This window comes from Curtobacterium caseinilyticum, from assembly GCF_030363035.1.
Classification (GTDB): Bacteria; Actinomycetota; Actinomycetes; order Actinomycetales; family Microbacteriaceae; genus Curtobacterium; species Curtobacterium caseinilyticum.
Map to the genome: position 1 here is coordinate 493,232 of NZ_JAUCMN010000002.1, position 12,663 is coordinate 505,894.

Here is a 12,663-nt window from a genome sequence, read left to right on the forward strand (position 1 = left end):
GTGCGGTGGAGTGGACAGGCGATCGACGCGGAGCGTGGGGACGCGCTCCCGGGCCTCGAGTCGAACAGCGGGCTCGTCCGGAGCGTCACCACGCCGGAGTTCGCAGGTGTGACCTTCCACGAGGTCCTCGCGAAGAGCGCGCTGAACCGCGTCCCCGCGGCGGACGGCAGCGGCACGTACGGCTGGACCATCAACCCGTACCGCGGGTGCAGTCACGCGTGCGTGTACTGCTTCGCACGGCCCACCCACACCTACCTCGAGTTCGACGGCGGCGCGGACTTCGACCAGCAGATCGTGGTGAAGACCAACGTGGCCGACGTCCTGCGCCGCGAGCTCCGGCGTCCGAGCTGGGACCGGCACCCGGTCGCCCTCGGCACGAACACCGACCCGTACCAGCGGGCGGAGGGCCGGTACCGGTTGATGCCGGGCGTGATCCGGGCCCTGGCGGAGTCGGGGACGCCGTTCAGCATCCTGACGAAGGGCACCCTGCTCCGGCGCGACCTGCCGCTCATGGTCGAGGCGGCACGGTCGGTGCCGGTCGACCTCGCCATGTCCATCGCGGTGTACGACGACGCCCTGCAGCAGCAGGTGGAACCGGGGACGCCCACGACCGCCGCGCGTCTGGCGACCGTGCGGGCCATCCGCGACGCCGGGCTCGAGTGCTCCGTCTTCCTGATGCCCGTCCTGCCGTTCATCACCGACACCCGCGCCCACCTCGACGACGCGATCGGGCGCGCGGCCGAGGCGGGCGCGTCGAGCGTGATGTACTCGGCGCTCCACCTGCGGCCGGGCGTCAAGCCGTGGTGGTACTCCTGGCTCGGGGCGACCCGGCCCGACCTGGTCGCCCGGTACCGGTCGATGTACCTCGACAACACCTACGCCCCGACGGACTACCGGCGGTGGCTCGCGGAGCGCGTCCGGCCGATCCTCCGTGCCCACGGCCTCGGGTTGGGCCGGGTCGACCCGACGACGGGCTCGATGGGGTTCAGTGACCGGCAGGCGCACCTCGTACCGACCGCGCCCGACAGCCCCGCTCCGGGCGCACGCACGGGCATCTCGAACGGGTACCGAGTGCCCGTGTCGCTCGAGGAGCAGTCCCGGCCGACGTCGTCGCCCCTGAAGCGAGCCGACCCCGGGTGGGCCCGCAGGACGGCGAGGGCCGGCGTCGGCAGCGACGCCGCGGAGCCGACACTGTTCTGAGGAGCATCCGGCTTCCGCGTTCGGGGGACACCTCGTGTCGGTGATCGGCGGTAACATCGTCCAGGTCGCCGGATCGCGCCTGATCCGGGGTACACCTCCGTTCCGCAGGCGGTCGTGACGGCCGGCGACGGACGACTCCCGGAAGGACTCTCGACCCGTGCTCGGCATCCCCACGCACCTCGCTCCGCGAGTGAACGCGTGGTCGACGGTGCGCGCCTTCCACGCCGCGGCCGTCGGGTCGGTCGTCGCCGCGGCGGTGACGCTGCTGCTGTACCGGCTCGCCGAACCGGACGTCCGGGTCGCCGGCGCCGTGCTCGCCCTGCTGCCGATGCTCGCGATGATCGGCGTGCACGTGCAGTTCGGCACGTGGCGGTCGGCCGTCGCGTTCCTGCTCACCGGCGGGGCCTGCACGTGGTGGTTCACGACGATCGTGCAGCGCGAGGTGCCCGCGGGTTGGGTCACGAGCTACCTGCTCTCGCTCGCGGTGATCCCGCTCGTGCTCGTCGGCGGTGCCGGGGCGGTCGCGGGTCGGGTCGTGCTCTGGTCGATCGGCGGCTTCCTGGTCGGCCGGTCCGCCACGTCGATCGCGGTCCTGCAGGCGGGCGGACCACCGCGTCCGCTCGTCCTGGCCTGGATCACCCTCGGGTTCGTCGTCGCACTCGTGCTCTTCACCAGCCGGAACACCGCACGCTCGGAGCGGGTGCAGCCGGAGTTGCTGCGGTCCGCGCGCGAGGAGCACGTCTCCGCCTACCGCGCCGGGGTCGAGGCCGAGGCCGCCGCGATCCTGCACGACACCGTCCTCAACCACCTCGGAGCGATCTCGCTGGCACCGGACGGCCCGATGGACCCACAGCTCGCCCGGACCGTCGAGGCCGACGTCGCGATGCTCACCGGCAAGCAGTGGCTCGGGGCGAGCGACCCGGCCGACGAGCCGGAGTCGGGCGCGGCCGCCGCCGCGTTCGAGGCCATGGTCGACGAACACCGGGCCGAGGGGCTCCGGGTCGCCGTCACCGGCGACCCGTCAGCGTTGTCCCGGCTCGACGCGACCGGGGCGACGGCGTTGCTCCGGGCGGTCGGGCAGTGCCTGGCCAACGTCCGGAAGCACGCGGGCACGGACGCGGCCGAGGTGAGCGTGTTCGACGACGGGGCCTCGTGCACCGTCATGGTGGTCGACGACGGCCGGGGGTTCGACGAGCAGGAGACCGGCGCCGACCGGATGGGGCTCCGCGGCTCCGTCCGCGAACGCATCGCCCGGGTCGGCGGTGACGTCCAGGTGTGGTCGTCGCCGGGCTCCGGCACGAGCGTCATGATGACCGTGCCGTACGCGCCGGTCGACGCCCGCGCCGACGACACCGGCGCCTACGCCGTGACGGGGGAGTCGGACCGGGGAGCAGCCCGGTGAGCCGTGTCGACGCCGTGCGCGCGGCGGCGAGGGGCTCGCGGACCGCGCAGCAGTACGACCCGCTCGGTGCGATGGGATCGCGGCCGCTCGCCGTGGTGCTCGGCGCGGCCGGGGTGCTCTGGGCCCTGCTCGTGTCCGTGTTCGACCGTGACGTGACCGGGAGCCCGACGCTGAGTGCACTGACCGTGCTGCTCCTCGCCGCCTCCGGGGCCGTCGTCGTGACGGCGTCGTCCCCGTTCCGTGCCCCGTTCCCGCGCTGGGCGTTCGTGCTCCACGTCGGCCTGCTCGCGGCGGCGTCGGTGGCGAGCGTCGCCGCGCAGTGGGGTCCGGACCGCAGCGGTCTCAACGACTTCATGTGCCTGCTGACCGCGACGGGCATCGTGGTGGTCGCGCCCTACCGCCCGTGGCGCGACCTGGCGGTCGGCGGTGCCGTGCTCGCCGCGGTGGACGGGACGGCCTTCGGCGTCGCGGCCGCGGTGTTCCCGCACCAGGTGCCGGTGGCGGTCGCGGCCTTCGTCGCCGCCGCGCCGACACTGGTGCTCGCGGGCGCGGCCGTGGTGTTCGCGTGGACGTTCGGCGGCCTGGCGGAGCGGGTGCAGATCCGTGCCGGGTCGTACTCGGTCGCACGCGCCGAGCGGGACGGGATCGCCGCGAGCGTGCAGCAGGACCGGTCGGTGATCCTGGCCCGCGACGTCGCGCCGTTCTTCGCGGAGCTCCGCGACCGCGAGGTCGTCACCGATGCCGACCGCGCGCGTGCCCGCGCGATCGCCGACGGGATCCGCAGGGCGATGGTCGCCGACGCCGACCGGACGTGGTTCGAGTACGCCGTCGTGGTCGACGGTGGGCCGGCCGAGTCCGTCGACGACCCGGACGGCCTGATCGCGACCCTCGACGCGGATCAGCGCACCGTCGTCCGGACGTTCCTCCGGGCAGCCCTCGGTGCTGCGACCGTCGATCCCGCACGGTTCCACGCCACCGTTCGTCGAGCCGAGGAGCCGGGCGCGCCGGCGGGTCGCGTGAGCGTCCGGGTGGAGCTCGCCGTCGACGACTCCGACGTGGGCATCCACCGCACCTTCGACCCCTACTTCGCGGTGCTCCGCGTGACCTTCCCCGACCTCGACGTCACCGTCCGACCATCGTCCCTCGCACTAAGGTTCTCCTATGACCAGCACTGACCCGACCCGGACCACGGAGGGCGTGCCCCCGCTCCCGCAGCCCGGAACCCGACGCGTGCGGCTGGCGATCCTCGACGACCACGAGGTGCTGCTCGACAGCCTGTCGAGCTGGATCGCCGTGAACGCCTTCGACTTCGACCTGGCCCTCACCGCGCACACGTGGCTCGAGATGGTGCACAGCGAGAACTTCCCGACGGACCTCGTGTTCCTCGACTTCCAGCTCAAGGAGCCGGTGTCGATCGAGGCCCGTGTGCGCACCTGCCGTGCCGCCGGAGCGAAGGTGATCGTGCTCTCGAGCGTCGACAGCCGCGAGTCCCGCGACCGTGCGCTGGCGGCCGGCGCCGCCGCCTTCCTGTCGAAGTCCCTGCCCATGCGCGAGGTCATGGACGTCGCACGCGAGGTCATGGGCGTCTCCCGCGAGACCCCGCCGCAGCGTGACTGGCGTCCGCTGCCGACCGGTGCGAACGCCCACCAGCGGCCGAAGCTCAGCGCGGGCGAGGAAGAGGCGCTCCGGCTGTACGTGTCCGGCTACTCGACGAACGAGGTCGCCGCGCAGATGAACGTGCAGTACGAGACCGCGAAGACGTACCTGCGCCGTGTGCGCGAGAAGTACAGCAAGGTCGGGCGTCCCGCCTCGAAGAAGTCGGACCTGATCCGCCGCGCCGCCGAGGACGGGTTCCTCGCGTAGTGGCGAAGCTCTACTTCCGGTACGGCGCCATGAACAGCGGCAAGAGCACCGGGCTGCTGCAGGCGGCGTACAACTACGAGGAACGCGGGCAGCGCGTCCTGCTGGCGAAGCCGTCGGTCGACACCAAGGGCGACCGCGAGATCGTCTCCCGCCTCGGCGTCACGCGGGAGGTCGACGTCGTCTTCGCGCCGCAGGACGACGTCCGCGCGGCCGTCGCGGACGCCGGTGCCACCGACCCTGCCTCCGCTCGGCTCGACGGCATGGTCCGTCCGGTGAGCTGCGTGCTCGTCGACGAGGCGCAGTTCCTGACACCCCGGCAGGTCGACGACCTGCTCCGGGTCGCCGTGCTCGACGACGTCCCGGTGCTCGCCTACGGCATCCGTACGGACTTCCGGACCGAGGCGTTCCCCGGCAGCGCACGGCTGCTCGAGGTCGCGCACTCGCTCGAGGAACTCAAGACCATCTGCCGCTGTGGCCGCAAGGCGGTATTCAACGCGCGGAAGGTCGACGGTCGCTTCGTCTTCGACGGCTCGCAGGTGGCGATCGATGGGGTGCACGTCACCTACGAGTCGCTCTGCGCGAACTGTTACCTCGCCGAGTCCGGCGGCCGGCTGGACGGCGAGCTCGGGCGCTGACCCGGCCCACGTCCGGTGGGTGACGACGGGACGGACGGGAGGCGCGTGACGGCGCCGTCCCGCGCCTCCCGTCCGTTGCGTGGTGCGGAATGCTCGTGGGCAGGCGACGGTTGTCGCCTCCATGAGCGACGCCACCGTGCACCTGTCCGTCCTCGACCTCGCGACCCGTGAGTACGGGCAGTCGAACACCGACGCCCTGCAGGGCACCATCGACACCGCGGTGCACGCGGAGCGGCTCGGCTACGAGCGGATCTGGGTCGCGGAGCACCACGGCATGCCGGGCATCACGTCGTCCGCGCCGGCCGTCCTGCTGAGCGCCGTGGGTGCGGCGACCTCGCGCATCCGGATCGGCTCCGGGGGAGTGATGCTGCCGAACCACGCACCGCTCGTGATCGCTGAGCAGTTCGGCACGCTGCGTGCGCTCTACGGCGACCGCGTGGACCTCGGCATCGGACGTGCGCCGGGGACGGACGGTGCGACCGCGATGGCGCTGCGTCGCACCGACCGGCTCGACGTGGACGACTTCCCGCAGCAGCTCGCCGACCTCATCGGCTTCTTCACCGGCATGGAGGCGTCGAACCCGCTGTCGCGCATCCGCGCCGTGCCCGGGTACGGGGACGTCCCCGAGTTCTGGCTGCTCGGTTCGTCCGGCTACAGCGCGCAGGTCGCTGGCGCGCTCGGCGTCTCCTTCGCGTTCGCGCACCACTTCGCCTCGGACAACACCGAGGCGGCGCTCGCGCTGTACCGGGACTCCTTCCGACCGTCCCGCTTCCGGCAGACGCCGAACGCGCTGATCGGTGTGCAGGTCGTCACCGACGAGGACCCCGCGATCGTGGACGAGCAGAGCGCGCCGGGGATGATCTCGTTCATCCGGATGCGGCAGGGCGCGAAGCCCGAGCCGGTGTCGATGGACGAGGCCCGCGCGTACGAGTTCTCGGACCTGGAGCGTCGGTTCGTCGCTGCGCGGACCGAGCGCCAGGCGTACGGCTCGCGCGATCAGGTGGCGGCGAAGATCAACGAGCTCGTCGCGTCGACCGGGGCGGACGGTGTCATCGTGGCACCGGGGGCCGCGCAGGCACGGTACCGGCTCCAGGCGCTCGAGGTCGTCGCATCGCTGCAGGCCGAGGGCCGGCTCGTTCCGGCGGGCGCGAGGGTCTAGGGTCGCGCCGACCGGTCGTCCGCGTGCGCGGCCGGGCGCGTGCGCGTGGACGTGCACGACCGGTTCCGCGTTCATGGAGCAGAAGACGTCGGGTGCCGGACGGCGACTCGACGTCTTCTGCTCCACCGACGGTGCGCGTGCGCGTGCCCGTGCGCGAACGGGTGCGCGGACGCGGGCGCGGGCGGGCGCTGGACGTCAGGCGAGCAGGCCCAGGCGGGTGGCGGTGGTGATCGCGGCGACCCGTGTGCCGACGTCGAGCTTGCGGAACACGTTGTAGACGTGACGCTTCACGGTGCCGATCGCGAGCCCGAGCTCGGCGGCGATCTCGGCGTTCGAGCGTGCGGCCGCCACGAGCCGGAGCACCTCGAGCTCCCGGTCGCTGAGCGGCGACCCGGCCCGCGCCTCGGTGACCAGGTCGATCGGGAACGTCACGGGCGACGCGCCGGCGCGGGTGGCACGGACGATCCGTTCGACGAGCTCCCGGCTCGGGGTGTCCTTCGTGACGAAGTCGACCGCTCCGGCGTCGAGCAGTGCCCGGCGCAGGACGGCGTCCCGGTGCATGGTCAGCACGACGACGCTGACGTGCGGATGGGTCCGCCGGACGGTCGCGATCGTGGTCCGAGCCGGAGGGCCGTCGAGTTCGACATCGAGCAGGAGCACGTCGATCGCCGCGGACTCGGGGGAGTCGAGCACGTCGGACGGGCGTTCCCCGTGCGCGACCACCCGGATCGTGGGGACGGACCCGAGGATCGACGCGAGCCCCTCGCGGAAGAGCCGGTGGTCGTCGACGATCGCGACGTGTGTGACGCCGGTCACAGGGAGCCCCGCGGAACGGTGAGCCGGACCGTGGTGCCGGCGCCGGGAGCGCTGTCGACGTCGAGTCGGGCACCGAGCACGCCCGCGCGCTCGCGCATCGTGTGCTGCCCGAGGCGCCCCGCTCCGGCAGTGCCCGGCGTGAACCCGGGGCCGTCGTCGTGGACCGTGGCCACCACCGCCGCCGGTGACCACGCGAAGGTGACCGTGCCCGTGGAGTCGGGTGCGTGCTTCCGTCGGTTGGTGAGGGCCTCGAGCAGGATGGTCAGTGCCTCCTCGGCCTTCCAGTTCGGCAGCGTGCCCGCGACGCCCGTCGTCGTGATCGTCAACCGGTCGTCACCGGGGAACAGGTCGTCGACGTGGCGACGGAGCGCGTCGTCGAGGCGGTCGTCCCCGACCCGGGCGTGCAGCGACACCGCGAGGTCCTGCACGTCCGTCAGTGCCGCGCGCAGCAGTCGGCTCGCGGCCTCGAGCTGCTCGGTCCGTGCGGCGGTCGGCAGGTCGGCGAGGAGCACCAGGTCGAGTCGCTGCAGGCCGGCGAGGACGCCGTGCGCGACGCGGTCGTGCAGGTCGCGGGCGATCTGCGTGCGCGAGTCGAGGTTCGTGGTCGTCACCCGCTGCCGCAGCGCTTCGGTGTAGGCGATCGCCCCTGCCGGGAAGCGGCTCCACACGCCGGCGTGCAGGGCGCGGGTGGCCCGCAGGACCTCGTCCGTGGTGCGCGCACCGACCTCGTCGACGAACACCGGCAGGTAGGCGTCGAAGAGCATCTCCGCGGCGAGCATCGCTCCGGCCGGGTGCTGGGCGTGCTCGGCGTGCAGCGCGCCCGTCGCCAGGTGCGCCGGATCGAGGTAGCGGTCGCTGACGATGCCGGGCGTTCCGTCGTCCGAGGCGTAGCGCTCGTGTGCGTCGGCGATCATCGACGTCACGTTGTCGAGCAGGCTCTGCGCGAGGACCGGGTCGTGGGAGAGGTCCGGGAACCGCGCGCCGATCTCGGCGAGGACGGCGGCGAGCGGGGCTGGGATCGTCATGACGGTTGCGAGCGTAACGCTGGAGCGAGTTGACGGTGGCCGCCGTGCGCCTCGGTGTGCCGGGGGACACACGGTCCCGCCGGGCAGGTCTGCGCTCGCGGGTGAGAAGCAGCAAGGCCCCGATCCGGAGATCAGGGCCTTGCTTCGTACTGTCTCAACACAGTGTCGGGGTGACAGGATTTGAACCTGCGACCTCCTCGTCCCGAACGAGGCGCGCTACCAAGCTGCGCCACACCCCGCGGTGTGATCACTCCGAACCGGAGCGACCAGGAAAGTCTACCGGACGTTCGAGGGTGCTCACGACCATCTGCGGAACACCCGGGCGCGTCGCCGTCGTGGCGTCCCGGCGCCTCAGGACGTCCGGGCGGTCAGGGTCACGACGACGGCCTCGGGGCGGCAGGAGAACCGCACGGGGGCGTAGATCGACGTTCCGATCCCTGCCGACACCTCGAGCCAGGACCAGTGCCCTCGGTGCTGCCACTTGTGCAGGCCGCTGACGTACTGGCGAGGGAGGTCGGAGTTCGTGACCAGCGCACCGACGCCGGGGACCTGCACCTGGCCGCCGTGCGTGTGCCCGGCGAAGACGACGTCCGCGCCCTGGTCGACGAACGCGTCGAGGACCCGGCGGTAGGGGGCGTGCGTGATGCCGATCGCGACGGGGGAGGGGCCGTCCTCGTCCTCGGTCCACGGCACCGCGCTGCGCATCTCGTCGACGTTCGTGGGCAGGAGGTCGAGGCGGTCCCAGTCGCGGTGGGCGTCCGACGTGCCGAAGAGTTCGAACCGCGACCCACGGAGCTCGATCGCGTGGGCCTGGTCGTTGACGTCGAGCCAGCCGAGCGACTCGAAGAACGCGGTCTGCCGGTCGATGTCGAGTTCGACCGGACGTCGCTCCGCATGGAGGCGGCTCGGCCCCGTGAAGTACTTCAGGGGGTTCCGCGGGGAGGGGCCGTAGAAGTCGTTCGATCCGTGTGCGAAGGCCCCTGGGACACCCCGGAAGGGCTCGAGCGCGTACTCGACGGCGGCGTTCGCGGTGGGGTGGCCCAGGTTGTCGCCGGTGTTCACGACGAAGTCCGGCTCGACGAGGCTCAGGTCGCGGAGCCACTGCTGCTTGTCGGCCTGCCACGGAGCCATGTGGATGTCGGAGAGGTGCAGGACGGTCACGTCCCGCGAGCCCTCTGGCAGCACCGGCACGGTCTCCCAGCGGATGCCGAAACGGCGACGTTCGACGAGGGAACCCCACGCCGCCGTCGCCGCTCCGACGGCCGCGCCCGCTGCGATGACTCCCAGCGTGGCGCGACCCCGCGTCACTTGCAGTCCTTCGGCGCCTTGCCGTCCTTGGTGCCGTAGATCTTGACGGTCACCGCGGTGTCCTTGCTCGTCGCCGTCCCGGGTGCGGGGGCGACCGCCGCGACCTTGCACCGCGTCGAGTCGTCGCCCTTGGCGTACTCGTCGATCACCGAGACGTTCGAGAACCCGGCGTCCCCGAGCTCGGCGCGGGCGTCCTGCAGGCTCTTGCCCGGCAGGTCCGGCACGGTCGCCTGCGATCCGTCCGACGTGTACACGGTGACACTCGAACCACGCGAGAGGTACGAGCCCGCGGCCGGCGAGGTCGACGAGACCGAACCCGGCTGTCCGCCACCGGGCTGCGCCCCGCCGTCGACGTAGTTCAGGCCGGCGCCGGCGAGCGTGGCGCGGGCGTCCTCGGCGGACTTCCCGCTCACGTCGGGCACCTGGATGCTGTTGCCGCGGATCGACGTGGACGACGGATCCGTGAAGGCTCCCGCCGGGTAGGCCTCGTTCACCGGGGTCTGCGCCTGGCGCCACACGTCGGCACGGACACCGGCGTAGGTGCCGTTCACCCCGTTGCTGAAGTGCCGCAGGTTGAGCTTCTTGCCGTCGGTGTTGCCCTGCCAGTACGACGTCGCGACGCGCGTGCTGGAGCCGACGAGCCAGATCTGCTCGGCCTCGTCGGTGGTACCCGTCTTGGCGAACATCTGCGTGCCGTCGTAGGTCTGCGCGCCCCGCGCCGTACCACTCGTGATGGTGCGCTTCATGGCGTAGACCGCGGTCTGTGCGACGGACGGGTCGACGGCCTGCTTGCAGTCCTTCGTCTGGCCGCCGAGCTTCTTGCCCTCGTCGTTCGTGATCTGCTCGATGGCGATCGGCTTGCAGAACACACCGTTGTTGGCGATGCCGGCGTAGGCGGCGGCCATGGTCAGCGGTGCGACCTCGTTCGTGCCGAGGATGAACGAGGGGTTCTTCCGCAGCTCGGTGCCGTCGGCGCGGTGCACGCCGAAGTTCTCAGCCATGGTCTTGATGTCGCAGAGGTCCAGCTTCTGCGCCATCGAGGCGAAGGCGCCGTTGATCGAGCCGGCGGTGGCGCCGATCACGCTGTAGTTGCCGTTCTCACCGGGGGAGTCGTTGGACACCTTGAACTGCGTGTAGTCCGTCTGACCGCAGATGTTCCACGGCGACACCGTGCGGGCCGTGCCGTTGACGGTCTCGTTCAGGCCGTGGCCCGCCTTGACCCAGTCGAGCAGGGTGAACGCCTTGAACGTCGAGCCGGTCTGGAAGCCCTTCGAGCTGCCGTACTTCTCGTCGACCGCGTAGTTCAGGGACGTCGACGTGGGCGCGGACTTCAGGGACTGGTCGTAGTCCTTGTTCTGCGCCATCGTCAGGATCCGACCCGTGCCGACCTCGACGGAGTTGAGGGTCGCACCGAGCGCGATCCGTGCCTCCGCCTTGTTGTCGTACGTGTTCAGGATCTGCTTCTGCTGCGCGTTGAGTCCGATGTCCAGCGTCGTCTGGATCTGGTAGCCACCGTTGCGCCAGGCGGCGTCGCGCTCCTTCTGGCTGCTGCCGAGCTGCGACATCTCCTTGACGACCTTGACCGCGTAGTCGCAGAAGAACTGCGAGCCGTCACCGACCGACGCGCGACACCCCTGCGAGGGCGCGGTCAGCTTGACGTAGTCCTTCGGGTTCGACGCGATCGCCTGGTCGAACTGCTCCTTGGTGAGGTGCTCCTGCGCGTACATCGACTTGAGGATGACGTTGCGCCGCGCGACGTTCGCCTCGTACTTCGACGGGTTCGACAGGTTGCGGGCCTCGGGGTACTGCACGATCGCGATGAGCGAGGCTGCCTCGGCCGGGGTCAGGTCGGTCGCGTTCTTGTTGTAGTAGTGCTGCGCGGCGGCCTGCACGCCGTAGGTCTGGTCGCCGAAGTAGGCGATGTTGAGGTACCCGGTCAGGATCTCCTTGTGGGTGTACTTCTTCGCGAGGCCGATCGCGAGCTTCATCTCCTCGAGCTTGCGGGGGATGGTCTGCTCGGTCGCCTCGGCGTAGGCCTTCTGCTGCTCCTCCTTCGTCGGGAGGTCGAGGGCCTGGTTCATCTTGATGTTGCGGACGAGCTGCATCGTCAGCGTCGACCCACCGCCGGAGTCGCCGAGCCCGCCGGCGACGCTGCCCACGCCGGCGCGGACGAGGGACGTCAGGTCGACGCCGCCGTGGTCGTAGAAGCGCTTGTCCTCGCCGTCGATCGCGGCGTTCTTCAGCTGGTCGCTGATCTGGTCGTACTTCAGTTCCTGACGGTTCTGGTCGTAGACCGTCGCGAAGTGGACCGACTTGCCGCCCTGGTACGCGTAGAGCTCGTTGCGCTGCGGGAGGTCACCGATCTCGATGTACTCCGGCAGGGACTCGAACACGCCGATGGTCGAGGTCGTCGTGACACCGGCGACGGCGATCGCGGGCGTGACCCCGATCGTGACCAGCAGACCGGCGAGCGCGCTGAATCCGACGAAACCGACGAAGGCGCCGATCGCGGAGACGGGCTTGGTCCGCGAGGCAGACTTCTGGGCAGACATAGGATGCAGCCTAAACGACGCCCACGACTGAAAGGCTGGCAAGGATCTCCATGATGCGCTGGGAGTACCGCACGACGCCGTTGATCATCCACAACACGACCGCGATCCTCAACAACTTCGGCGACGAGGGCTGGGAGCTGGTCCAGGTCGTCACGGGGCCGGAGGGCGGCCTGGTCGCCTACCTGAAGCGTCCGAAGGCCGACGCGTGAGCGTCGCGGACCGTCTGGCCGAGCTCGGCATCGAGCTCCCCGGCGTCGCCGCGCCGGTCGCCGCGTACGTCCCCGCCGTGGTGACGGGACGGTACGTGTACACGGCCGGGCAGCTGCCCTTCGTCGACGGCGCGCTGCCCGTCACCGGCAAGGTCGGTGCCGGCGTGGACGCGGAGACCGCCACCGCCCAGGCCCGCGTCGCCGCGCTCAACGCGCTCGCGGCCGTCGGGTCCGTCGCCGGGTCCCTCGACCGGGTCGCCCGCGTCGTGAAGGTCACCGTCTTCGTCGCCTCCGACGCGTCCTTCACCGGGCAGCCCGGGGTCGCGAACGGCGCGTCGACGCTCGTCGGCGAGGTCCTCGGGGACGCCGGCGTCCACGCGCGCAGCGCGGTGGGCGTCGCGGTGCTCCCGCTGGACGCGCCCGTGGAGGTCGAGCTGGTGGTGGAGTTGACCGCCTGACGGACCGTCATCGACGCTCGTCACGCGAGCCGCGCC

12 protein-coding genes and 1 tRNA gene are annotated in these 12,663 nt (G+C 71.4%); 8 read left to right on the forward strand and 5 right to left on the reverse strand.

The genetic code is table 11. The features are described 5' to 3' along the window. The 6 genes from QUG93_RS04815 to QUG93_RS04840 all read left to right on the forward strand — a co-directional run bounded on the left by QUG93_RS04815 (nt 1) and on the right by QUG93_RS04840 (nt 6,259). Nucleotides 1-1,200, forward strand: a complete 1,200-nt coding sequence (locus tag QUG93_RS04815) for an Rv2578c family radical SAM protein (protein WP_289472530.1) — start codon at nt 1-3, stop codon at nt 1,198-1,200. A 157-nt stretch (nt 1,201-1,357) separates the two neighbouring features. After that, nucleotides 1,358-2,602 carry a sensor histidine kinase gene (locus tag QUG93_RS04820; RefSeq protein WP_289472532.1) on the forward strand — a complete coding sequence of 415 codons (1,245 nt, stop codon included), beginning with the start codon at nt 1,358-1,360 and terminating at the stop codon, nt 2,600-2,602. Then, entirely contained in the window at nt 2,599-3,777 is a 1,179-nt protein-coding gene (locus tag QUG93_RS04825) for a hypothetical protein (protein ID WP_289472534.1), read from the forward strand. The genes QUG93_RS04820 and QUG93_RS04825 overlap by 4 nt, the downstream gene beginning before the upstream one ends. Continuing rightward, the gene (locus QUG93_RS04830; protein WP_289472535.1) at nt 3,764-4,465 is read left to right on the forward strand and encodes a response regulator transcription factor; all 702 of its coding nucleotides are present in this window, start codon (nt 3,764-3,766) and stop codon (nt 4,463-4,465) included. The genes QUG93_RS04825 and QUG93_RS04830 overlap by 14 nt, the downstream gene beginning before the upstream one ends. After that, entirely contained in the window at nt 4,465-5,100 is a 636-nt protein-coding gene (locus tag QUG93_RS04835; RefSeq protein WP_289472537.1) for a thymidine kinase, read from the forward strand. The genes QUG93_RS04830 and QUG93_RS04835 overlap by 1 nt, the downstream gene beginning before the upstream one ends. A 121-nt stretch (nt 5,101-5,221) precedes the next feature. After that, complete coding sequence (locus QUG93_RS04840; protein ID WP_289472539.1) at nt 5,222-6,259, forward strand: LLM class flavin-dependent oxidoreductase; 1,038 nt, start codon at nt 5,222-5,224, stop codon at nt 6,257-6,259. A gap of 195 nt (nt 6,260-6,454) precedes the next feature. Here the strand turns inward: QUG93_RS04840 and QUG93_RS04845 are convergent, their stop codons facing one another. The 5 genes from QUG93_RS04845 to QUG93_RS04865 form a co-directional block, all read right to left on the reverse strand. Beyond that, nucleotides 6,455-7,075 carry a response regulator transcription factor gene (locus QUG93_RS04845; RefSeq protein ID WP_289472541.1) on the reverse strand — a complete coding sequence of 207 codons (621 nt, stop codon included), beginning with the start codon at nt 7,073-7,075 and terminating at the stop codon, nt 6,455-6,457. Continuing rightward, nucleotides 7,072-8,100 carry a sensor histidine kinase gene (locus tag QUG93_RS04850; RefSeq protein WP_289472543.1) on the reverse strand — a complete coding sequence of 343 codons (1,029 nt, stop codon included), beginning with the start codon at nt 8,098-8,100 and terminating at the stop codon, nt 7,072-7,074. The genes QUG93_RS04845 and QUG93_RS04850 overlap by 4 nt, the downstream gene beginning before the upstream one ends. 165 nt (nt 8,101-8,265) lie before the next feature. Then, nucleotides 8,266-8,339: transfer RNA gene (locus QUG93_RS04855), tRNA-Pro, on the reverse strand. A 112-nt stretch (nt 8,340-8,451) separates the two neighbouring features. Continuing rightward, entirely contained in the window at nt 8,452-9,408 is a 957-nt protein-coding gene (locus tag QUG93_RS04860; RefSeq protein WP_289472545.1) for a metallophosphoesterase, read from the reverse strand. Continuing rightward, entirely contained in the window at nt 9,405-11,960 is a 2,556-nt protein-coding gene (locus QUG93_RS04865) for a transglycosylase domain-containing protein (protein ID WP_289472547.1), read from the reverse strand. Before QUG93_RS04865 ends, QUG93_RS04860 begins: the two co-directional genes overlap by 4 nt. A 50-nt stretch (nt 11,961-12,010) precedes the next feature. Between QUG93_RS04865 and sp36 the strand changes: the two genes are divergently transcribed. Beyond that, on the forward strand, nt 12,011-12,169 hold the full coding sequence (gene sp36, locus QUG93_RS04870) for a Sp36 family protein (RefSeq protein WP_189319560.1): 159 nt from the start codon (nt 12,011-12,013) through the stop codon (nt 12,167-12,169). Next, nucleotides 12,166-12,627, forward strand: coding sequence for a RidA family protein (locus tag QUG93_RS04875; RefSeq protein WP_289472550.1), 462 nt, complete (start codon nt 12,166-12,168; stop codon nt 12,625-12,627). Before sp36 ends, QUG93_RS04875 begins: the two co-directional genes overlap by 4 nt. Nucleotides 12,628-12,663 lie beyond the last annotated feature (36 nt).

Excerpts from the sequence above, each read along its gene's own strand:
- QUG93_RS04830 (WP_289472535.1), top strand. The coding sequence starts at position 3,764 with ATGACCAGCACTGACCCGACCCGGACCACGGAGGGCGTGCCCCCGCTC.
- QUG93_RS04840 (WP_289472539.1), top strand. The coding sequence starts at position 5,222 with ATGAGCGACGCCACCGTGCACCTGTCCGTCCTCGACCTCGCGACCCGT.
- QUG93_RS04850 (WP_289472543.1), bottom strand. The coding sequence starts at position 8,100 with ATGACGATCCCAGCCCCGCTCGCCGCCGTCCTCGCCGAGATCGGCGCG.
- QUG93_RS04865 (WP_289472547.1), bottom strand. The coding sequence starts at position 11,960 with ATGTCTGCCCAGAAGTCTGCCTCGCGGACCAAGCCCGTCTCCGCGATC.
- sp36 (WP_189319560.1), top strand. The coding sequence starts at position 12,011 with ATGATGCGCTGGGAGTACCGCACGACGCCGTTGATCATCCACAACACG.